The organism is Pseudoalteromonas sp. GB56, from assembly GCF_054923835.1.
In genome coordinates this window covers 2209702-2233614 of sequence record NZ_JBPCHK010000001.1, presented here as the reverse complement: position 1 = coordinate 2233614, position 23913 = coordinate 2209702, and the positions used below count along the sequence as shown (strand labels likewise).

Genomic DNA, 23913 nt, shown 5'->3' with positions numbered 1-23913 from the left:
GTGACACATTAATTGAGTAGCGTTGTTCGCTTTGTATTAGCGCGAATGACCTGATTTATTTAGATAAGGGAACATCATGAAAAAAATCGGCGTGATAGGTGGTATGAGCTGGCAGAGCACACAAACTTATTACCGTGCAATCAATGAAGGGGTAAATGCGAAACTGGGGGGGTTACACAGTGCACAAATGCTGCTTTATAGCGTCGACTTTGCTCCCATAGAGCGGCTCCAGCATGACAACCAATGGGAATTACTAGGTCAACAACTTGCTGAAGCAGGCCAAAGTTTGGAGCGCGCTGGGGCAGACTGCATCATCTTAGCCACTAACACAATGCACAAAGTCGCTGCACAAGTTCAAGCCCAACTGAATATCCCATTTATTCATATTGCCGATGCACTTGCCCAAGAGCTCAAAAAGCAAGAGATTGATACAGTGGGGTTGTTAGGCACTGCGTTTACAATGGAGCAGGATTTTTATCGTCAGCGTCTTATCGACAAGCATGGTATTAATGTACTCATTCCAGATCCAGCTCATCGTCAATTCGTACACGAAGTCATATATACCCAGTTATGTCATGGTCATGTTCACCCAGATTCAAAAGCGGCTTATCTGCGTATTATCAATGACCTGATGTTTGATGGTGCGCAAGGCATTATTCTAGGTTGCACAGAAATTGGTCTATTGGTGCAACAAGCAGATACGGATGTGAAACTGTTCGATACCACCTACATTCACGCGCAAGCTGCGGTTGATTTCGCTTTGGCCATTTGATACTCCCAACTGAATTTAACGACTCGTTTGCCCCAACCAACTTTGTATTGTCATAAGGCTCAACAACACGCTGAGCCCCGTCACTTATCATATTTGCTATATCCTGCGTACCAGCATATTTGGTCTATTCTTAATGAACGAACAGCGAAGGGGGGTATTCCTATGGGCTCCAGTTTATTTGAACGCCTAGGTGGTGAGCAGGGCATTCGCAATATTGCAGATGATGTAGTTGAACTACACAGAAAAAACCCAGTTATCAGTGCGCGCTTTGCTCAAAGCGATGTGGCTGCTTTGAAAGAATCGGTTGCCACCTTTTTTATAGCTGGCAGCGGCGGGCCGCAATTATACACCGGCCCTGATATGCGCAGTGCGCATCAAAGTATGAACATCGCGGACAATGAATACATGGCGGCTGTAGATGATGTTATGCAAGCGCTAAGCAATAATGGGATAGGTGACGCAGAAAAGGCAGAAGTGCTTTATATTTTCTATAATTTGCGACCAGAAGTAGTGGGTGTTTAACTTTCTTTCTTGGTTCAAACTCGGTATTAAACAAAGTTGATGTTCCGATATGAATACTGGTAAGTTAGTAGTCGTGATACTGATGCGAGAAGTGGTGTTGCAGTTCGTTCAGTACCAGGGAAAACATCAATCAACTCATCGCTGTGTTTTAGATTGATGTAGGTTAATTGGCATACTTTAAATGAGCCAGATAATAGTCTTGCTAACAATAAAGTGGAAAAGAGGGACTTCAAGGGATGCAATCCAACCTAGTGCCAGAACGATTTAGCATACGTTTTACCATCGTTTCTTTGTTCATTTTTGTCGTTCTGTTTGTGGCGTTCACAACTATCGCAACGGGTTATTATTTTGATGTAAAACACGCCCGCCAAGCGGCAAACGATCAATTCATTCATATAGCCCATCGCAGCAAAGAAAAAATCGAACATTTGGAGCGAATGGGTACCAGCTTGGTCAAAAGCTTAAAGTACGACACCACAATCACCAGTGCTATCAATGACCAACCGCACGATGTTGTCGTATCGCACTTCACCGAACGCATGAAAAAAGGCGATCATATCTTCTCTTTGTTTGCAGGCCATCGTGATGGCGCTTATATCGAAGTGTCTAATCTAGATGCCACTGATGGGGTGCGAGAGGCATGGCAGGCCAAACCTGATGAACGTTGGGTGGTCAATTACGTCACAGTGCACGACGGAGGTCGTATTCAAAAGAGAGATTATTTGGATAGTGCATTGAATATTACGCGCTCTCAAGTTAACGGCACTGGTTTTGACGTCATAACAAGGCCATGGTTCAACGCCTCAAAGCGAGATGAGGTTACTTCGTCACCGCCCTATGAGTTAGCTATGGTAAAGTTGACTGGATTCAGTTTTACATTAGGGCTAGATGATGATGTTGTAGTAGGGGCAAGTATGTTGCTGTCGTCATTGGATAAGCTATTAGCGAATACACATTATCCGTTAACGTCGCGAGCAATAATTTTTAACAGCAAAGGACTATTGTTAGCGCAAAGTGGAGGGAAGGATCACCGACGCATGCATCCACATCAAGTGTTGGTTGATTTAGCGAATGACCCGAGTAAGTTTCAATCACTGCTTGAAATCAGCATTGACGGGCAAGAATTCTTTGCTTATATCGAGCCACTTAACATGACTGCCAGCAGTAACAGTAATGAATATATTGGCTTAGCCGTTTCTCACTCCGAAGTATTAGCACCTTATACTAAACGATTTACCGTCGCGGTACTTGCAAGCACATTGGTTGCATTTTTTATGTTGCCTATTGTACTGATGGGAGGGCGTTTAATCGTCAACCCCATTCGCGAGTTGGCGAAGCAGAACAATCGGGTACAAAATCGTCAATATCAATCTGTTAAACATATTAAGAGTCGTATCGTTGAAATAAATGATTTATCGGCGTCACTCGTAGATATGTCAGCATCTATCTGCGAGTATCAGAAATCGCAAAAGGATTTATTGGACGCCTTTATCAAACTTATTGCGCAGGCAATTGATGATAAATCGCCGTACACGGGTGGGCATTGTGAGCGTGTGCCAAAAATCGCCATAGCCTTGGCCGAGTCTGCTCAAGCCAGTAAAGACCCAATTTTCCGTAGCATCAACTTCAATAATGAAGAGCAGTGGCGTGAGTTTAAAATAGCGGCGTGGTTACACGATTGTGGCAAAATTACCACGCCAGAGCATATTGTTGATAAAGGCACCAAGTTAGAAGCAATTTACAATCGTATCCATGAGATACGTATGCGCTTCGAAGTATTGTGGCGTGATGCAGAGATTCGCTGCTTGCAAGGGTGTTTGGATGCGCCTCATAAACAGCAAGAATTACAGCAAATGTTAACGCAAGAGCATGCTCAAATTCGAGATGATTTCGCCTTCGTGGCGGCGTGCAATGTAGGCGGCGAATTTATGTCAGACACGCATTTGGCGCGGTTAAAGTCAATTGCAGAGCAAACGTGGATACGTTATCTCGATGACAAGCTTGGCCTTTCACCTATGGAGCATCAAAAGCTTGGGAATGTGGGTATGTCCGCTGATTCTAATAGTCCGCGAATGGAGTATGTGCTAGCAGACAAGGCTGAGCATGTTCGTTTGCGAGAAAATAGCACTAACCGATTTGAAGGGTACGGTTTTACCATGGTAGCCCCCGAGGTGGAGCAAAATCTCGGCGAGATTTATAACTTATCCATTGGCAGAGGCACGCTGACCGCAGAAGACAGATACATCATTCAAGAGCACATATCTTCAACCATAAAAATGCTAGAGACATTACCGCTGCCCCAAGAATTGTCGCGTGTTCCAGAATACGCTGGCGCACATCATGAAAAACTTGATGGAACTGGCTATCCTCGCGGGCTAGATGAATCTCAATTATCGATGCCTGCGCGCATCATGGCATTGGCGGATGTGTTTGAAGCGCTAACTGCTTCAGATAGACCTTATAAAAGCGCCAAAACCTTGTCAGAGTCTTTGAAAATAATGCGTTTCATGGTGCTCGATAAACATCTAGATAAAGATTTATTCAAACTTTTCATTCGTGAAGGTGTGTATCAACAGTACGCACAAGAATTTCTCGCGCCCAATCAATGGGATGAAGTCGATGAAGAGCAGTTGTTGGCAGGGTTGCAATAAAACGTAAAAGCGCCCTAACTGAGGGCGCTGTGTCTTCTTAATTTAATGTGGCTGTGTTGCATTGAGAGTGCTCTTTGCGCCACCGCTCAACTGCGCGGGTGCCGAGTTGATAACCAAGCTCATAATCCTGATTTAAGTTTTGTGCAGTAGAGCCCAGCACCATGGACTCCAAGGGTCTATTAGGGGCAATTTGAATGATGTTAACCCCCTCAGGTGGCGTGTTCATAAACGCCAACGCGTCAGCGTAACGCTCTTGATAGTGATGATACATACTAAACATCCGCGGCGACTGATTTATGCGGTTCATGATAGGCTTTAATCGCTCAAGAACCGGCATTTTTCCATCATCGTCTTGTGGCGCAGTGCGAATTACCCAAATAGTGTTTGCACCTCGTTGATGCGCCCATTTCACTGGAATTGGGTCTGCGACGCCACCATCCATCATACCATCTCCATCAATATCAACACCCGGCTTATAGAGAAATGGGATGGCGCTTGAGGCTTTTAAATGCGTAAACATATTATCGTGCCAAGTATGAAGGTAACGAGCTTCAAATGAATCATAATGGCTTGCGACAGCAAAAAAGTTGGTATCGGGCGTTAACAATCTAGGCTCCGTAGGAAAGCGAACCTTACCATTGTGTTCAACTTGGTGGAAATACCAGTCAAGATCGATGACGTTACCGCCCGTAAAAAATCGCGCAGGGCGAAAAAATTGTTGTTCTGTAGTTAATTCTGAAATAGCAGTTTGCGCGTATTGCTGAGCGCGAGCACAATATGCTGCAAGATTTTGAGCGCCAGCGGAGACTCCAACCTTGAGATTAAATGGGGTAAATTTTTGTGCTAGGAAAGCATCTAATACCCCTGCGGTAAAGATCCCTTTTTGACCACCACCTTCAGCAATTAGCGCAGAGTTTTCGAGTCGTTCCATGTATACCTCTTCTCAATATTGTTGTAATGAAGAGTGACATAGCGCAAGTGAATAGACGCTAAATCAAGAGGTTCTAATCGAGTCTTAAACCATATATGGCGAATCAAACCAGCACCTCAATACTATTAACAATGGGGACTGGTAGCAAAAACACAAGTTAGTCGGTAGTTATCGCGCTAAGTAATTGATTGCCCATCTCGTGCAAAATAGTCTTATTAGGATGTGTAAACGCATAGGTTCGCATGCCGTAAATACCCATGGTGAAGAACCGCGCGAGGGATAAAGCATTGTCATCGCGAATGGCTTCACCCTGGTTTTGCGCCTTTTCAATTTGAACGGCTAACGCATTCTCTACTTGTTTTAGATTGTCTGCGAGCACACCAACAATTTCAGGATCTTGCCCTTCAATTTCGTTCAGTGAACGTGTTAACAAGCACACCTTTACACAGGTGTTTTGCATACATTCTTCAACGGTGTTGTCGACAAATATCGCCAAACTATCCAGTACGGGTTTATCAGCAGCAAATAACTGCGCAAAGGCGATCCGCTTTTGCTCATGGTAGTGACTCACGGCTTCTAGAAACAAACCCTTTTTACTGCCGAAGGCACAATAGATTGACCCTGGGTGAAGACCGGTTGCTTTAGTGAGTTTTTGCATACTGGCTTTTGCATAACCTTGTTCCATAAAGGTTTGCATTGCATTTTGGAGAACTTCAGAACGGTCGAATTCGGCACTACGCATGACAAAAAGAATACAGCTGATAATAAAGATGCATAAGATAGTATCATTAATTTTTTGGTTTTACTTGAATGGTTGTTCAAAAAGATTTAATTTGGCTGCATACAACGATGATACACATAAAAGAGTGAGTCAAAATGCAAGATATTCTGTTCCAACCGTACGCTTTGTCTGCGGACATTGAATTAAGCAATCGAATCCTAATGGCACCGTTAACACGCTGTATGGCGGCAGAGGATTTGGTCCCGACACAAGCGATGGTTGACTACTATGCTCGTCGTGCACGAGCGGGGCTTATTATCAGTGAAGCAACAATCATCCGCCCTGATGCACAAGGATACCCAAATGTACCTGGGATTTTTACTACAGAGCAAATCCAAGGATGGCGTAGGGTTACTGATGCAGTGCATGAAAATGGCGGCAAGATTTTTTGTCAGTTGTGGCACGTAGGTCGTGTTGCGCATCCACACTTCTTTGGTGGTGAAGTGATTGGTGCAAGCGCTATTGGTATTGAGGGCACTGTCCCTCGCATGCGTGAATTAACGTATCAAGTACCACGGGCATTAACAGTTGAGGAAATTGCTCAGCTTGTTGAGGACTATGCAAAAGCTGCCGAAAATGCAATTGAAGCGGGTTTTGATGGTGTCGAAATCCACGGTGCAAACGGTTACTTAATTGACCAGTTTTTACACCACAGTGCTAATCAACGTGGCGATAACTATGGCGGCTCGGCGCAAAATCGTGCACGCTTTGCTCTGGAAGTCGTAGATGCTGTGTCTAATCGCATTGGTGCAGGGCGCACTGCTATACGTGTATCTCCAGGAGCCTATTTTTTATTGGATGCAGGTGATGAACAAGACACGCAAACGTTTGATTACCTCATTTCGGAATTTAACAAGCGCACACTTGCCTATGTACACCTAGGCATTTTTGATGATTCAATGGAATTCGATTACCTCGGTGGTAAGGCATCAACGTATCTGCGTCAGCGTTACCAAGGTAATTTAGTGGGCGTAGGCAGCTATACCCCAGAGCAAGGTGCGAGTGAAATAGCTAAAGAATCGTTTGATCTTATTGCCATAGGTCGACCGTTTATCGCCAACCCTGACTTAGTTGCGAAAGTGAAACACGGCGAAGCACTCACTCCCTACAGTGATGAGATGCTACAAGAGCTTTACTAAACACACCATAGCCCAACACTTTTGTTGGGCTTTTTGCCATATAAACGTCACGTTCCCTTAACCTCTACGCAATACTGGTGTCATTTATTGACGCTTAACTAATGCCTTTCTACTACAAAAATGATGAGAAAGGTTATGAAAAAGACAATGTTAGCGCTCGCACTAGCCGGTGTAATTGGCGGTTGTTCACTTGATGGTGATGACGGGGCCACAGGCGCACAAGGACCGCAAGGTGAACAAGGGCCTCAAGGTGAGCAAGGTCAACAAGGTGAAGTAGTCACAGGTGATGTTGAGCTAACGCTTATTGGCCGCACAGTTCTGAACGTGGAATCACCTGAAGGAGCAGCAGAAATTGTCGCCTTTCACAACCGCACTAACCAAATCTACGCGATAAACAGCTCAGGCGATAAGGCAACGGTGGAGATTATCGCAGCTTCGCAATTTGACAGCGCAGCACTGGCTGCCAACAACGAAGGGGTTATCACCGGCTCGAACTTAGCTATTGAATTGACACTCGATGTATCAGCAAACACACAAGGTGATGCTAATAGCATTGCAATTGATGAAACAAATCAACTGCTTGCTGTTGCTATGGCGGGCGACACGGGTGTTAAAGGGCATATCGCTTTTTATGATATCAGCGGCGCAGAGCCTGTGTTCAAGCACAATGTTGAGGTAGGTTATTTGCCCGATATGGTGGCATTTACACCTGACGGTAGCAAGGTCGTCGTAGCCAATGAAGGTGAACCGGCTGGCGATTACAGTGTAGACCCAGAAGGCTCTATTGCTGTGATTGATATCCTCGATTCAGAGCCCGCAACGACCTCATCACTTGTCAGTTTTAGCCAATTTAATGGCGAGGCTGCTGCGCTTGCTGAGCAAGGTGTGATGTTTGCTAACCCGAAGGGGCGCACGATTAAGGGCAAACTGATTGATACCACTGTCGCCATGGATTTAGAGCCAGAATATGTCGCTATTAGCGCCGACAGCAGCACAGCGTATGTATCACTACAAGAAAACAATGCCCTAGCAGTAGTGAATTTGGCCGATTTAAGCGTTGAAATTCGCGCGTTAGGTTTCAAGGATTGGTCAGATTTGATGATAGACGCGTCGGATAAAGATGGTGGCATTAATTTTAAAAAATACCCTGGTTTATATGGCATGTATCAACCCGACACCATCGCTACATACCAATGGCAAGGTGCGGACTTCGTCGTTTCTGCAAACGAAGGTGATGGTCGTGAATACTTTTTCGACAGTGCAGACGAAGCAAGTTGCCTCGCTGAAGGTGGACTGGATTACGATGAAGATGATGGCTGCTTGGCGTACATTGATGAGTCACGTGCTGAAGATTTAGATTTAGCCGACAACTTTTCGTATGTGAATAACGATGATGACGACATTGGTCGCCTGATTGTAAGTACTGAGCGCGGTGATACGAATGATGATGGTCGCTATGAAGCACTTTATGCTTACGGCGCACGTTCATTTTCAATTTGGGATGCAAACACCGACTTGGTGTTCGACTCGGGTGATGATGTCGGTCGCATTACCGCCGCAGTCCATGGTCAAGCATTTAATAATAACGAAGACGAAAATGAGGGGGATACACGCTCTGATGCCAAAGGTGCTGAGCCAGAAGCGTTGGCTATTGGACAAATAAAAGGTCGTACCTATGCGTTTGTTGGATTAGAGCGTATGGGCGGCATTATGGTGTACGACATTACCAATCCATTCGATGTGCAGTTTAAAAACTATGCGTACAATCGCGGTTTGATTGAAGGTGCAGATATTACAGGCGACTTGGCACCTGAAGGGATGAAGTTCGTCGCAGCAGATAAGAGCCCCAATGGTCAACCTTTGCTCATCGTCGGTAACGAAATCTCCGGCTCGGTCAGTGTTTGGCAAGTGACTCTAAAATAATCATTGCATCAATGTGATTTTAATGACGACTGTCATTAAATTGCAATGCAAGCTGGCTAATATTGTCGCAAGTAATAAAGACTTGTTGCTTTTATTTCTGATTAGACAACCCTGATTTTAGCCACTCAATTGAGTGGCTTTTTTTTGTGTCAGTGCAATGTCGCAGATTGAATACACACTCACGGGCAATCCCGGTCGGCGTTTGTCGCTGATGTTAAACTCATTTTCGTTCGATTCTAGGTCGCATGCTAAAGATGACAGTGCATCTCTGACGATATAGTTATCCATTTCATGGTCTATCGCCGTATACCAGAGTACATAGTCAGTGCCCTTGTACGACAAGCTAATATCTTGCCAAAGCCTATTAGTGTTACTCCCCAAAAGCGGTTCGTGAGAAGTCATTTCTTTGAAACTAAATTGTCCATTAGCGTCTGTGATGACTTGTGACACAAATTTTTGCTGACCGATGGACAGCGTACGCGTGATTTTTACATTAGCGAGACTAATATCACCGATAACGATACGGCCGTTAATGGCGGGGCTTAATGTTTGTCCTTGAATTAACAGGTCCGAGAACATTGGGCGGTGTGGATCAGAACGACTAAAAAATAAAACGAGCGTCGTGAGTACAGCAGCAGTAAATAGACTAATAACAGTGGGTCGCATCCTTTGTGGCCTTGTGATTTTTCATCCATGAAAGGTTGAAAGTTACGTCAGTTATGGGGTTTTTGCAAATAAATGCTGTAAAAAAGAACGCCTAAATTTAGCACCCTAAAGCGAGGTTAAATGCGCTGTGTACTGAAGTAATTGTACAGCTTTTATGCATTAAGTAATTCTTTGTTCTGCCTTAGTAAACAGTGACCTAGAGTAAAGAATAAAAATTGCGTACACTGGGTTTTTATCATTCAAGTCGCAATTTCTGCATGCTGCATATCATTCAATCAAATCGCATGGAATTCTTAAGTGCACAATTGTGTGCCTTGCTCGCAACCCCTAGTAGCGATGATATTTTTTCCAAAGAGTTGGTGTTAGTGCACTCGCCGGGTATGTCACAGTGGTTAAAGTTAGAGCTAACCAAAACACTGGGTGTGTGTGCGCAAATCGATTTTCCGCTACCTTCCAGTTTCATTTGGTCTTTATATCAGCAGTCGTTACCGAATGTGCCTGACGAATCGGCGTTTAACAAACCCAATATGGCATGGAAACTTTATGAATTGTTACCGTCAAAATTGAATGATGAACACTATCGTGCACTGGCCACTTATTTAGAAGATGATGAAGATGGCGCCAAGCGCTTCGCACTATGTGAAAAAATAGCTGACGTATTTGACCATTATTTAATGTATCGCCCGCAATGGCTGGCGACGTGGCAGCAAGGCCAAGATTTTCTCGATGAAGTCGACATCAATCACGCGCCGTGGCAGCCTGATTTATGGCGCGCTTTAGTTGCGCGGGTAGACGCGCTGCAACAAAGCCCTTATCACCGCGCGAATATGCACCAAGCGTTGTTAGATGCATTAGCAGAAGGGACGGTGACGCTGCCGCCGCGGATTTGTCTCTTTGGCATATCCGCGCTGGCGCAAACGCAGTTAGAGATAATCAATGCGCTTGCTGAGCATACCCAAGTCATCATCTTTTTATTTAACCCTAGTGAACATTATTGGGGGGATTTAGTGGATGAAAAAACATTGGCTAAGATTAACAGCCGGTACAAAATAAAACCCCAACTCGACGCCGCGCTCAGTGGCGAACATTACTATATCGTTGGTAATCCGCTGCTGGCATCTTGGGGTAAGCTTGGGCGTGATTACCTTGAGCAGCTCATTGAACTTGATGGAAAGTGGCTTGATAGTTTCGATGCAGACTTCAGCGCGAATTTGTTAGGTCATTTGCAACAAGAGGTGTATGACTTGGCATTCAAAGGCCAAAGTCTAGCGCAAGACCCGAATTGGTTTGTTAGCGACGAAGGAAAAATCGCGTTATCAGAAGATGATAATTCACTGCGTATTGCCAATTGCCATACGCAACTTAGGGAAGTGGAATGTTTACACGACCACCTATTGCGTGAATTTGCCAAAGATCCCAGCCTCACGCCAAAAGATGTCATCGTTATGATGCCAGATGTGGGTCAATACAGCGCCTTCATCGAAGCGGTGTTCGGTGGTGCCAAAGGGGCGCGTCATATTCCTTACGCCATTGCCGATTTATCTATCGCTCAGGAACGGCCATTATTGAACGCTTTGTTGTCATTGTCGCATTTACCTTTCAGCCGCTTTGGTATGAGTGAATTAATGGATCTATTGCACATCGAGGCCATCAGCGACAAGTTCGCACTTTCAGAGCATGAGCTTGAACAATGCCGAGTGTGGTTAGAGCATGTAGGCGTAAAATGGGGGATAGATGGCAACCACAAAGCGCAATTTAATCTGCCAACACTTGAACTAAATACCTGGGAGTTGGGATTAAAGCGGCTGCTTCTCGGGATAGCCACGACAGAGCACGCATATGCAGGGGTCTATCCTGCGGATGCTGTTGAAGGCATGGCGTCAGATATTTTAAGTAAACTATTAACCTTCGTTCAGGCATTAATGAGCGCCAGAGCGTTGCTCGCAGACGATGCCACGCTTGCTCATAAAGTTGAGGTGATGCGCCACGTGGTGGAATCGGTATTTGCCAGTACTGCACTCAATACCAACGATTTATCGACTATCGACCGCTTACTCAGCAACATCGAAAAGCACTACGACAACGGTGACTTTCAAGGCAAGGTATCTCAACGTATCTTTGCCAATTTATTACAACAAGGGGTTGAGGATAAAGGCGTAGGCCAACGTTTCCTGATGGGACAAATAAACTTTTGTACGCTCATGCCAATGCGGGCCGTGCCGTTTAAAAAGGTCTGCATTCTTGGCCTAAACGACGCTGACTATCCACGTAATGTACAACCTATAGGTTTTGACTTAGTGCCTTACAGCCAGCGCCGTAAAGGCGATCGCTCGCGCCGATTGGACGACCGCTACCTATTTTTAGAAGCCATACTCAGTGCCAGAGACAGCGTATATCTCAGTTACATCGGGCGTTCAAGCCGTGACAATAGTGAGCGGGTGCCGTCTGTGCTGGTGAGTGAATTGTGCGAATACATCGACCGTTGTTTTATCATCGACGGCATGCAAGCTCCACCAAGTCAGCATTTTAGCGATTTACACCACTTACAACCCTTTCATTCACAGTACTACGAGGATGGAGGGAAGTGGCAAAGTTTTAACCCCATTTGGGCGTTGGCACAATCTACACCGCAAACCCAAGAAAATGAACCAACAATCCTTGACTCCATTGTTCCTGAAATGGTTGAGTTGGATGCATTGCTCAGTTGTGCCCTCAGAGCGCAACGTTATTTTTATCAACATGTGCTAGCAGTAAAAATTGAAGATGTTGGTGAGCTTAGCGATGACAACGAACATTTTGACGTAGAACCTCTCGCGCGATATCAGTTGCTTGATGAATTATTACAACGGCAAATACACAACACCCAAGTTGATGACGAAGCGTTGTTTCAACGTGGTGTACTGCCTCAAGGTGTGATGGCACCGTTGACACTAGCACAGCTAAAAACACGGGTATCGCCTTTGGCCCACCAAGTAGGGATGCGAATTGGCAACGAACCACCCACACTTGTTGAAGTCGACGTAGTTATTGAAGGCATCCAAATTCAAGGTTGGTTAACGAATATATACGCAGGCCAGCAGGTCTTTTATCGCAGTGCGAGTATTAAGCCAAAAGATAGAATTTTAGGATTTATCAAGCATCTTTTTGCTCAGTTGATGGGTTACCAAGTGACGACCTATGTGATGGGTCTCGATGAGCATGTGAGCTTTGCACCTTTGGACGAGTCATCAGCGCACGCCTTATTAGCGCCTTGGCTGCGCCTTTTTAAAGAGGCGCACCAGCACAGTGTGGCCTTTTTCCCTATAAGTGCATGGGAATGGATAAACACGCAAGACATGAACAAAGCAAACCTCAAATTTGTGGGCAGCCCTTATGTTGGTGTACCTGAACGAATAGACCCCTACATCAGCGCTGATCACGCTGAGCTGTACGCTTGTGAGCACGCGTTTTGTGATTGGGCCACGCAATTATTGCAGCCTATTGCCCAGCAGGGACAGGAGCAAAAATATGCGGATTCTTGAGCCTTTATCACTGCCGTTGGCTGGCCAGCAACTGATTGAAGCCAGTGCGGGTACAGGTAAAACCTACACCATCACCGGTTTGTATTTACGTTACTTGCTTGGTTTGTATCAACACCTAGATGGCAGCCAAGGTGAGCCTCTTACGGTTGAGCAAATATTGGTCGTCACCTTCACGGAAGCGGCTACCAGTGAAATCAAAGACCGAGTCCGTGCGCGTATTACCACAGCAAAAGATAGCTTACTAGGTGAGCTGACCAAGGATCAGTTGATTAATGACATACTGCGGAACATAAGTGAGCCTGAGCATGCTTATCACTTACTTGATGTTGCAGCGAAATCTCTGGATGACAGCGCCATTTTTACCATTCATGGATTTTGCCAACGTATGCTTAAACAACATGCGTTCGAGTCTAATATGGCGTTCAATTTGCAATTTATGCTCGATGAGCGCGAATTACATGAGCAAGCGGTGTTCGATTTTTGGCGTCAGTTCGTGTATCCGTTGCAAGCACATCAGGCTCAAGCTGTGCTTGCTCACTATGCAACGCCGTTTAGTTTACTGAAAACCTTAACGCCACTCATCAACCGCGAACAATTAGCCATTGAGCCAGCAATCAATGACCCTGAAGCAGAATTAACTAGACTGTGGCAAGATCAGCAAGAGTACCTTGAGGCCCTGCCTGAATTTAAGCGTCAATTGCGTGAGGGTGATTTTTTCACTGCGCTGATGGCGAGTGATATCAAGGGTAACGCTAAACCTAAGCACAAAGCGAACGTCACTGGATTACAGGCGTTTTCTGAGTCTGATAACCCAATATTGAAGCTTGGAAGTGCGGGGCACTCGTTCTCGCTTTGGACAACAGAAAGTCTAAACGACCCTAGTATCTACAAGAAAAATGGATCGGTATTTAGCCATCCGCTGGTGGCCAGTTTTGAGCGTATGGCAACACTGAATGCCTCGTTAGGTGAAAGACTGGCTCAGGTTATTTTGAACCTCGCACTGTCACGGGTGCGCTTGCATATTCAAAGCAATAAAAAACGCCAAGCAATCATTAGCCCGGATGACTTACTCAAAGGCCTGTATCACGCGCTGAAAGAGGATGAGCAAGGCACACTGTGTGCGCAAATTCGCAGTCAATTTCCAGTTGCTATGATTGACGAATTTCAAGATACCGATCCCATCCAGTACGGTATTTTTAACACCTTGTATGCCAACAAACTAGGCGAGTTTTCAGGGTTAACCATGATTGGCGACCCGAAACAGGCGATTTACGGTTTTCGCGGTGCAGATATTTTCACCTACATCGATGCTAAACGCCAACTTGCCAATGAACAGTTATACACCCTGGATAAAAACTATCGCTCGAGCAAGGAGTTGGTGCACAGTGTTAATACGCTTTTTAGCGCGCACCCGAAGAGCTTTATTTTTAACGAACAAATCCCGTTTATCGAGGTGGATGCTCAAGGGCAAAGTGAACAATTATGCCTCGATGGTGAGCCACTTTGCGCCATGGAACTCATGTGGTTTGGTGATGAAGAAGAGGTGTTGTCAAAAGAGCAGGGTCATCAAGGGTTGGCTCACGCATTTTCGACTAAAATCCACTATTTACTGGCGATGGCGCAGCAAGGACGTCTGACGCTCGGGGTAAAAACCCCAAGTGCGGGCGACTTTTGTGTCTTGGTTCGAGATAGAAATGAAGCAGCGTTGATGAAGCGTGCTCTAAGTGAAGCCGGTGTTGCCAGTGTCTATTTAGCTCGCGATAGTGTGTTTAAGCAACCCATTGCTGCGCATCTGTATCGCTTACTGTGTGTATTGCATGGCCCGTATGATGAACGCCTATTACGGGGTATGCTCCGTGGCCCATTTTTTAATTATTCGGCGCAGCAAATTCTGTCTTTAGGTGACGACCAGCAGGCATGGCAAGCGCTACTCAACGATTTCGCGCAGTTACGCAAGCTTTGGTACAGCGACGGTGCACTTGCCATGCTAGAGCAACTGATGTGGCAAAATAACCTACCGACAATGTGGCGTAACCTTGGTTGGGATGTTGAGCGAGCGCTGACAGACTATCGCCACTTATGTGAAATACTGCAACACAAACAAATTGAACTTGATGGAACTACGCGGCTATTAACCTACTTCCACCAGCAACTGGCATCACAGAGCAGCGATTCAGACAGTGCCCAGCTGCGCTTAGAAACCGATGCGCATCTGGTTCAAATTGTTACGATGCATGCGTCTAAAGGATTGGAATACCCAATTGTCTTTATGCCTTTTGCATTGAGTTTTAGAGCAACCTCGATGGCTTATTTCCATCAAGACGGCAAGCTCTACCTTGATTTGCAACAACGTGATGAAAACATGATTGCTGCCGAGCGTGAACGCCTCGCGGAAGACCTGCGTCTTCTGTATGTTGCCCTGACCAGAGCTGTGTATCATTGCTCATTAGGCCTGTATTCAGTGGGGCAACGCGGTAAATCCAGCATGCAGCAATGTGCTTTAGGCTACTTGTTATTTGGTGGCACTGATGAAGTGCTTAGCAGTGGGTTTTATGCACGCTTGCGTCAACAATTTAGCGCCCACCCAGCGATCAGTGTCAACGATGCGCAGCAATGTCCGCAATCAGATATCATACTGACCAGCTCAGAACAGCCATCTAGGGTGGTGGCGATCAATGAAGCGCATATTGAGCGCAACTGGCGCGCGACAAGTTTCAGTGCGCTCAGCTACAAGCATCACGACAGCGCCAGTTTCAATATAAGTGGTGCGGATGATGAAGATCACCGTGTAGAGCAATACCTCAGTATGGCGATGTCAGAGCAAGAAGCAACGCTGAGCAGTTATGAATTTCCAAAAGGCCCTGGACCTGGAAGCTGTTTGCACGATATTTTGGAACAAATATCGTTTTGCGGCGTTGCGCAGCGAGTACCGGACGCATTAACACAACTCGATGACGTCATTACAGCCAGCCTAAATAAATATGCGCTGGATGAAAAATGGCATCCATTGTTACTAAACTGGATGCAGGATATTGTTAATTGCCCATTGGATGACACGGGCATGAGCCTTGGGGCATTGAATGATGCTGACTGTTTAGTGGAAATGGAGTTTCATGTTCCGCTAGATGAGTTGGACGCTGCGACCTTCAACCATGCGATGCTCAGTCTCTTTGGTTATGACTTCGGCCTTGATTTTGAGCGCGTAAAAGGCGTATTGAAAGGCTTTATTGATTTAATTTTCTGTTATCAAGGGCGTTACTACGTGCTTGATTACAAATCTAACTTCTTGGGGGATAGTGCTGCTGATTACAGCCATGAGGCGCTCACTCATGCCATGAACTCACACAGTTATCACGTACAAGGGGCAATCTATATGGTTGCGCTACACCGTTTGTTGCAATCACGTTTGCCAAATTATGACCCAGAGCAGCACTTAGGGTCGATGGTTTATACCTTTTTAAGGGCAATGGGGGAGCATCAAGGGGTGTACCAACGAACCTTTACGTTGGCTGAAATCACAGCCCTTGATAGGTTGTTTGCTCAAGGAGCACCTCGCCATGATTGATGTGTTATTAGCACAAAGTAAAGTGCGTACCGTGGATATAGAACTAGCCAAATTGCTGGTAGGCGAGTGCAACAGTGATGGCTTTTACCTTATTCTTTTATTGTTGAAAGCGATGAATTCGCAGCACACATGTTTAGACTTCGATACGGTAGATTGGCAAAACCCCTTTGTGCTGGACTCACGATTAGGTGACGTGGAGGTGTTTTCTTCGTCTTTTTCCTTATCGAGCACGCTCGCCCATTTATCTTGTGTTGGTGACAACAATCCAGTTCGTTTGGTTGATAATCGGTTATATCTGGCGCGCTACAATGACTACGAGTCCCAATTGGCTACACGTTTCACTGAGTTGACGCAGGCACCATTGCATATTGATGAGCAAAAGCTGGCATCACTATTACACCATTATTTCGATACAGGTTTGGAGCAAGAACAGCAACCCAATTGGCAAAAGGTGGCATGTGCTACTGCCGCGACGCATAAATTCAGTGTGATCACCGGAGGCCCCGGTACCGGTAAAACCACTACGGTGACGCGTTTACTGGCTATATTGCAATCTTTGTACGCCAATGCACCTTTACACATAGAGCTTATCGCCCCCACAGGTAAAGCCGCAGCCCGTTTGAGTGAGTCGATAATTGGTGCGAAACAAAGTTTGCCCGACACGCCTCAAGAAATAGTGGCGCTAATTCCGGAGCAAGCACAAACAGTGCATCGCCTACTGGGCACGGTTCCTTACACTAATAAATTCAAACATGATGCCAGTAATCCGGTGCATGCCGACCTTGTAGTGGTTGATGAAGCCTCGATGATAGACATTAGTTTGATGGCGAAGCTAGTGAATGCCTTGGCCCCGCACACCCGCTTGGTGCTTTTGGGAGACAAAGATCAACTAAGCTCAGTGGACACGGGTAACATCATGGCAGACATATGCAGCCAATGTGAACTAGGGCAGCTGCCACATTACAGCGATGCGTGGGCGCAGCGATTAAACAGCCTGTGTTCTCAAGGGCAGTATCACAGTGATCAGCATAACAGCTATGTACTGCGAGACAACGTGGCGTTTTTACAACACAGTTATCGCTTTGCTGGGGGCAGTGGTATTGGTCGACTCGCGTTTGCCGTGAACCGAGGTGAAAATGCACGGGTGCAGGCTTTGCTGAATGAAAAGCTCGCAGATGTCAGTTACTTCAATGTCGAAGAAGGTTTTTACACAGCGTTAATTGAACGAGCAGCGCAGCAGTACAGGTATTATCTCGAGCTCGTGCACAGCGGCGCTGATGTCATGACTGTGCATCAGGCGTTCGCTCAATACCAATTGTTAGGAGCCTTACGAGAGGGACCATTTGGTGTAAACCAGCTTAATCAACGCATTGAATATCGCTTAGCGCAAATGAGTTTGATTGACATCGCTAACAAGTTCTATGTGGGGATGCCGATTATGGTGACCCAGAACGATTATCAATTACGCCTGTTTAATGGCGATATCGGTATTATCATGGCTGATGAACAAGGGGCACTCAAAGCCATGTTTGTTGGCAGTGAAGGAGATATACGGGCGTTTTACCCAGGCCGATTGCCACAGTTTGACAAAGTCTATGCGATGACTATTCACAAATCACAGGGCTCCGAGTTTGCGCACACTGCTATGGTGTTGCCGCCGCTTGGACGCGGTGGTCACAATCTCAATCGACAGTTGGTATACACGGGTATTACCCGAGCTAAAAAGCACATTGAAATCATTTGTGATTGGCGTACGTTAAATTATGCGATTGGTCAGCCTATTAGCAGGGCATCGGGCCTGTATGAACGACTTTTAGGAGCGGACTAAGAACCATGTGGTTGTATGTAGTTTTTGCGTTGATATTGGTTAAAACATCATTATTGGGTTTGGGATTGATCAGTATAGGGTTAAGTTTAGTGGCGTTGTTAGCCGTTAATCTAAATCTTATACGTGTTCATCCATACATAACTCAGCGAGCAAAGCGTATTTATAAAACAGCCTTGTGGTTGCACATTTCGGTGTATGGCCTTTTAGTCGCTAAACTCATTATGATTGAATCGCTTGAGGATATCCCTCTATTCATCGCGGGGCATTTACTGTTTCACCACCTTATGGCCGCTGTCATTGGTGCCACCTTGTTAGTGCTTGTCATTCGTAGTTACTTTGGTTACAAGGCGCTCACCGTTAACGATGTTTTATGACGATAGCCAAGTTAGAGGAATTACTCTAGACTGATTTATTCAATAAAAATAAAAATCGAGAGAGTCCTTATGAAATCGTTACTCACGCAATTGAGTACTTACGCGCTATACCACCGCGACAAGCGAAATATCTACACCCATTTTGTGGGTATTCCTATGATTGTGTACGCACTCATTGTTTTACTTTCTAAACCTTCGTTTAGCGTCGATACGATAACCTTAACTCCAGCACTCATAGTGGTATCTATAGTCTGTGTGTATTATCTGTTTTTATCCATTTCCTTGGGTTTAATAATGACCGTGCTGATGACGTTTGGCTTAGTCGCTGCGGCGCCAATTGCTTCATTGGATACACCATTTTGGTTGGGGTGGGGTGTGGGTCTGTTTGTTGTTGGTTGGGTGTTTCAGTTTATCGGCCATTATTTTGAAGGTAAGAAGCCAGCATTTGTTGACGACTTAATGGGCTTAATCATAGGTCCTTTGTTCGTTGTGGTTGAGTTACTATTTATGTTGGGTTTATACAAAGACTTAGCACATGATGTTGAAGAAATTGCTGGAAAAGTACGTTAAGGAAAAACATGCACAAACTGTTTTCATATGGCACTTTGCAGTTGCCCAAAGTGCAACTTGAGACCTTTGGGCGATTGTTAGAGGGGCACAAAGACACCTTGCTAGGTTACGTACTCAATGAGGTCAAAATCACCGATGCTGACGTAATCAAAACCAGCGGCAAAGAAATTCATCCCATTTTGACGTATTCAGGGAATTGCCAAGACCGTGTCGAGGGCATGGTGTTTTACATCACCGATGAAGAGCTTAGGCAATCTGACGCCTACGAGGTTGACGAATATACGCGAGTTATGGCTGAATTTTTGTCAAAAAATCATGCATGGGTGTATGTGTGCGCGCAGACTGAATCACGCAGGAATACCACTTAAATTGATAGCGGGTTCAAGCGATGTATTTATTTAGGGTAAATTTAAGCGGCTAAATACTCGCAATACAGCAGGCGATTTGATATCAGTATTACCTTAGCCACATCAAGTAATGGTGTTTGGCACACAATGATAAGGGATGATTATGAAGGAACATCAAACAAACGCACACAGTGTTTATCAAGAAATGCAACGCGAAGACGCGTTGATAAAAGAGTTTGCGCGACTGCGACCGAGCAAATGGCGATGGATTTCATATTTGTTGAGTTGTATGGCATTGCTCGGTTTTATCTACTGGCAATATCCGCAGACCATCGAACAGCCCATTATCTACGTACTATTGATCCTTGCTTTAAGTACGGGTGGGTCGATGATCAACGAATGCCAGCGAGTTGATAAGCGAATAGACTTACTTTACAAAATTCTTAAGCAACCGAAATAATCTCCTCTTTGAGCGGTACAGTTGCTATTTAGCCATGCTGTACCGCTGCTTTTAGTAACAATTATGTTAATATAATCAGCGAGTAACCCTACTTAGGTTTTTATATGGCACGGCGTAGTAAAGCAGAAGCAGAGCAGACGAGGGCAGCTATTTTAGATGCTGCGGAACACCAATTTTTCGACAATGGCGTATCCTGCACCACCTTATCTCACATTGCATCACGAGCTGGCGTAACACGCGGTGCTATTTATTGGCATTTTGCCAACAAAACCGATTTGTTTAATGCCATGCTCGAGCGCATCCACTTGCCATTTCGGCAAATGCTGGGGGAACTCGAACAAGCGAACGAGCAAAGCGCACTAGCGCAAATTAAAGATGTGATGAAGCGGGCGATGATCTTGGTTGAACAAGACCCGCAATATTATCGCGTACTCACCATCGTGTTTCACCGCTGTGAATACATGGAAGAGCTGAACCCCGTTGTTGCTCAACAGAATCAATTGAATCAAGAAGTCGTAGACAATCTTACTGTGGCATTCAAACGAGCGTTAGCCAACGGTGAACTGAATGATGCAATCACGCCTTATGACGCAGCCATTGCGCTGAATGCCTTGGTTGGAGGTTTATTGAGTCAATTTTTGCAGCACCCAGGCTTTATTTCCTTAAGCAAGCAACTCGACACATTACTTGATACCTTATTTATTGGATTGGCGAAAAAGCAATAACAAGATAAAAAAGCCGAGATGAACTCGGCTTTAGGTGGCTACTCAATTACTTCCTAACAAACAGTTTTTGCACCACAAGGTAAAACACTGGGACCAAGAAAATCGCTAAGAAGGTGGCCGTAGCCATTCCGCCTAGTACACCAATACCGATAGCGTTGCGACTTGCTGAGCCGGCTCCGGAACTTATCGCCAGTGGCAGAACCCCCAAAGAAAAGGCTAATGAGGTCATGATGATTGGGCGCAAACGCAGGCGAATCGCTTCGAGCGTTGCTTTGATCAGCGTCTAGGCCTTGCTGTTGCAAATCTTTTGCAAATTCAACAATCAAAATGGCATTTTTGGATGCTAAACCCATGGTGGTAAGCAAACCAACTTGGAAATAGACATCGTTTTGTAAGCCGAATAAGAAGGCTGCACTCAATGCACCAACAATACCCAATGGCACCACCAGTATGACCGAGAACGGGATAGACCAACTCTCATACAGGGCAGCCAAACACAGGAATACCACTAAGATTGAGAGTGCATACAAAAATGGCGCCTGCGAGCCAGACATCTTCTCTTGATACGAGGTGCTGGTCCACTCGAAATCAATGCCTTCGGGCAGTTGTGACACCAACTCTGCCACTACGGCCATGGCATCACCAGAACTATAACCCGGGGCGGGTTGGCCAAGGATCTCCATGGCCGAAATTCCGTTGTAGCGCTCCAAGCGTTGTGGGCCAAAGACCCAACGGCTGCTCGCAAAGCTATCGAATGACACCATTTGCCCTTGGTTGTTGCGCACATACCATTTACTCAGGTCTTCAGGGGTCATACGAAATTGTGCATCAGCCTGCACAAACACTTTCTTTACACGACCGCGGTCGACGAAATCATTTACGTAGGTCGAACCCCAACCAATGGACAAGGCTTGATTAATTTCGTTGATTGAAACGCCCAAGGCTTGGGCTTTAAGCTGGTCGATGTCCACTTGCAGCTGCGCGGCATCTTCCATGCCATTAGGGCGAACTGCCATCAGCTCGGGGCGACTGGCGGCCATGCCAAGGAATTGATTTCGAGCTTGCAATAATGCGTCGTGGCCAAGACTGCCACGGTCTTGTAGAAACATATTGAAACCCGTAGCTTGGCCTAATTCCACGATCGGCGGCAGATTAAACGCAAAGATTTGCGCTTCTTTAATGGTAGAGAATTTACCCATGGCACGACCAATAACAGCTTGTACACTTTGACTGTCATCACGCTCACCCCAATCTTTTAAGCGTGTAAACGCCAGCCCCACGTTTTGACCTTGGCCTGCAAAACTGAAACCACTGACCGTGAATACAGAGCTTACGGCTTCTTCAGAACCGTAATGATCGGCTACTAGGGTCATGATTTCCTCTGTTCGTTCTTGGCTGGCGCCACTGGGCAATTGCACCATGGTGAGGAATATACCTTGGTCTTCTTCTGGCAAGAATGAGGACGGTAAGCGCGCAAACATCAGCGCCATGACCGCAACAATAACACCATACAAAGCCATCGAACGCACAGGGCGCTTGAGTAGGCCACCCACGGCTTTACCATATTGCGTATTGCCTTTATCAAAGCTACGGTTAAACCAACCGAAGAAGCCTCCTTTTTGATGGTGATTTCCCGTAACCGGTTTTAAAATCGTCGCACACAGTGCCGGTGTGAAAACAATGGCGACCAATACCGACAGCGCCATTGCTGATACAATCGTGATTGAAAACTGCTTGTAGATAGCGCCCGTTGCGCCACCGAAGAATGCCATCGGCACAAATACTGCGGAAAGCACGAGACCAATACCAACCAGTGCACCGGTGATCTGGGTCATCGATTTACGTGTAGCTTCCACTGGGCCTAAGCCTTCTTCGCTCATTACGCGCTCAACGTTTTCAACCACAACAATGGCATCATCAACAAGTAAGCCGATGGCCAACACCATGCCGAACATGGTCAAGGTGTTTATCGAAAAACCCATTGCGGCCATGATGCCAAAGGTGCCCAGCAGTACCACGGGAATCGCTAGTGTAGGGATTAGTGTTGCGCGGAAGTTCTGCATAAACAGATACATCACCACGAACACAAGTAACACCGCTTCAAATAAGGTCTGTACCACGGAATTAATCGACACTTCGACAAATGGTGTGGTGTCGTAAGGGATGGTGACTTTCAAACCTTCTGGGAAATAAGCGGATAATTCATCAAGGCGATCTTTTACCGCTTGTGCAGTATCTAAGGCGTTGGCGCCTGTTGCTAATTCAATGGCAAACCCCGTTGCTGGCATGCCGTTATAACGACCCATAACCGCATAGTTTTCACCACCTAATTCGATGCGTGCAACGTCGTGTAACAGTACGCGTGAACCGTCAGCGTTGACGCGCAGTAATATCTGACCGAACTCTTCAGTGCTGCTCAAGCGGCTTTGTGCCGTGATAGCCGCATTGTATTGTTGACCAGGTAGAGCAGGGGCACCGCCAAGCTGGCCAGCGGTTACCTGATTGTTCTGCACGCGAATAGCATTAGTAACATCGGTAGGAGTTAACCCATATTCGTTTAACTTATTGGCATCGAGCCAAATACGCATCGCATATTGGCTACCGAACACGGTGACGTTGCCCACACCGGCGGTGCGGCTAATCGGGTCTTTCACGTTAGACACAACATAGTCGGCCAAGTCTTCTCGGCTCATTGAACCATCTTCAGAAATGAAGCCCACTACCATTAAGAAGCTGCCGCTTGATTTAGCGACAGCAACGCCTTGTTGCTGTACTTCCTGAGGTAGCAATGGAATAGCGCGTTGCAGCTTATTTTGTACTTGCACTTGGGCGATATCAGGATCCGTGCCTGTTTCAAACGTCAACGTCAGCGTTACGTTACCGTTTGAATCACTTTGTGCCGACATATACATCAAGTTATCAATACCATTCATAGCTTGTTCTACAACTTGAGTAATCGCATTCTCAGCGGTTTGCGCAGTCGCCCCCGGGTAATTTGCAGTAATTGTCACCGCCGGTGGCGCAACCTGTGGGTATTGTTCAACGGGTAATTGTTTTAGCGAGAGTAACCCCGCTAGCATAATGACAATGGCAATCACCCACGCGAATATGGGGCGATTAATAAAGAAATTCGCCATA

At 45.9% G+C, this 23913-nt stretch carries 16 protein-coding genes and 1 pseudogene; 13 read left to right on the top strand and 4 right to left on the bottom strand.

The window, feature by feature from the left end:
- Positions 1-76: 76 nt before the first annotated feature.
- The 3 genes from ACH19P_RS10555 (at position 77) to ACH19P_RS10545 (ending at position 3945) form a co-directional block, all read left to right on the top strand.
- The gene (locus tag ACH19P_RS10555; RefSeq protein ID WP_462158512.1) at positions 77-772 is read left to right on the top strand and encodes an aspartate/glutamate racemase family protein; all 696 of its coding nucleotides are present in this window, start codon (positions 77-79) and stop codon (positions 770-772) included.
- A gap of 162 nt (positions 773-934) precedes the next feature.
- Positions 935-1294, top strand: a complete 360-nt coding sequence (locus tag ACH19P_RS10550; RefSeq protein ID WP_462158511.1) for a group I truncated hemoglobin — start codon at positions 935-937, stop codon at positions 1292-1294.
- Between the two features lie 236 nt (positions 1295-1530).
- Positions 1531-3945, top strand: a complete 2415-nt coding sequence (locus ACH19P_RS10545) for an HD domain-containing phosphohydrolase (protein ID WP_462158510.1) — start codon at positions 1531-1533, stop codon at positions 3943-3945.
- Positions 3946-3982: 37 nt separating this feature from the next.
- On the opposite strand, the gene ACH19P_RS10540 is transcribed toward ACH19P_RS10545, so the two are convergent.
- Together ACH19P_RS10540 and ACH19P_RS10535 are read right to left on the bottom strand one after the other, a co-directional pair.
- A complete protein-coding gene (locus ACH19P_RS10540) occupies positions 3983-4876 on the bottom strand; it encodes a patatin-like phospholipase family protein (protein ID WP_462158509.1) in 894 nt (297 codons plus the stop codon).
- A gap of 157 nt (positions 4877-5033) precedes the next feature.
- Positions 5034-5618, bottom strand: a complete 585-nt coding sequence (locus tag ACH19P_RS10535) for a TetR/AcrR family transcriptional regulator (protein WP_462158508.1) — start codon at positions 5616-5618, stop codon at positions 5034-5036.
- Between the two features lie 134 nt (positions 5619-5752).
- Here ACH19P_RS10535 and ACH19P_RS10530 point away from each other — a divergent pair, with 134 nt between their 5' ends.
- Together ACH19P_RS10530 and ACH19P_RS10525 are read left to right on the top strand one after the other, a co-directional pair.
- The gene (locus ACH19P_RS10530; protein ID WP_462158507.1) at positions 5753-6796 is read left to right on the top strand and encodes an alkene reductase; all 1044 of its coding nucleotides are present in this window, start codon (positions 5753-5755) and stop codon (positions 6794-6796) included.
- A gap of 135 nt (positions 6797-6931) precedes the next feature.
- Complete coding sequence (locus ACH19P_RS10525) at positions 6932-8719, top strand: choice-of-anchor I family protein (RefSeq protein ID WP_462158506.1); 1788 nt, start codon at positions 6932-6934, stop codon at positions 8717-8719.
- 117 nt (positions 8720-8836) lie between these two features.
- Here ACH19P_RS10525 and ACH19P_RS10520 read toward each other — a convergent pair whose 3' ends face one another.
- Positions 8837-9385: a DUF6795 domain-containing protein gene (locus ACH19P_RS10520; RefSeq protein ID WP_462158505.1), complete on the bottom strand. Its 549-nt coding sequence runs from the start codon at positions 9383-9385 to the stop codon at positions 8837-8839.
- Between the two features lie 257 nt (positions 9386-9642).
- Here ACH19P_RS10520 and recC point away from each other — a divergent pair, with 257 nt between their 5' ends.
- From recC to ACH19P_RS10480, 8 genes are all read left to right on the top strand, one after another.
- Entirely contained in the window at positions 9643-12906 is a 3264-nt protein-coding gene (recC, locus tag ACH19P_RS10515) for an exodeoxyribonuclease V subunit gamma (protein ID WP_462158504.1), read from the top strand.
- Entirely contained in the window at positions 12893-16471 is a 3579-nt protein-coding gene (recB, locus tag ACH19P_RS10510; protein WP_462158503.1) for an exodeoxyribonuclease V subunit beta, read from the top strand. The genes recC and recB overlap by 14 nt, the downstream gene beginning before the upstream one ends.
- Entirely contained in the window at positions 16464-18299 is a 1836-nt protein-coding gene (recD, locus tag ACH19P_RS10505; RefSeq protein WP_462158502.1) for an exodeoxyribonuclease V subunit alpha, read from the top strand. Before recB ends, recD begins: the two co-directional genes overlap by 8 nt.
- Before the next feature lie 5 nt (positions 18300-18304).
- Complete coding sequence (locus ACH19P_RS10500; protein ID WP_462158501.1) at positions 18305-18673, top strand: hypothetical protein; 369 nt, start codon at positions 18305-18307, stop codon at positions 18671-18673.
- A 69-nt stretch (positions 18674-18742) separates the two neighbouring features.
- Complete coding sequence (locus ACH19P_RS10495) at positions 18743-19243, top strand: Mpo1 family 2-hydroxy fatty acid dioxygenase (RefSeq protein ID WP_462158500.1); 501 nt, start codon at positions 18743-18745, stop codon at positions 19241-19243.
- Positions 19244-19251: 8 nt separating this feature from the next.
- Positions 19252-19611: a gamma-glutamylcyclotransferase family protein gene (locus ACH19P_RS10490; RefSeq protein WP_462158499.1), complete on the top strand. Its 360-nt coding sequence runs from the start codon at positions 19252-19254 to the stop codon at positions 19609-19611.
- 142 nt (positions 19612-19753) lie between these two features.
- The gene (locus ACH19P_RS10485) at positions 19754-20050 is read left to right on the top strand and encodes a hypothetical protein (protein WP_462158498.1); all 297 of its coding nucleotides are present in this window, start codon (positions 19754-19756) and stop codon (positions 20048-20050) included.
- A gap of 104 nt (positions 20051-20154) precedes the next feature.
- Positions 20155-20775, top strand: coding sequence for a TetR family transcriptional regulator (locus ACH19P_RS10480; protein ID WP_462158497.1), 621 nt, complete (start codon positions 20155-20157; stop codon positions 20773-20775).
- A gap of 46 nt (positions 20776-20821) precedes the next feature.
- On the opposite strand, the pseudogene ACH19P_RS10475 reads toward ACH19P_RS10480, so the two are convergent.
- A pseudogene (locus ACH19P_RS10475) lies at positions 20822-23912 on the bottom strand (efflux RND transporter permease subunit).
- Between the last annotated feature and the right edge of the window lies 1 nt (position 23913).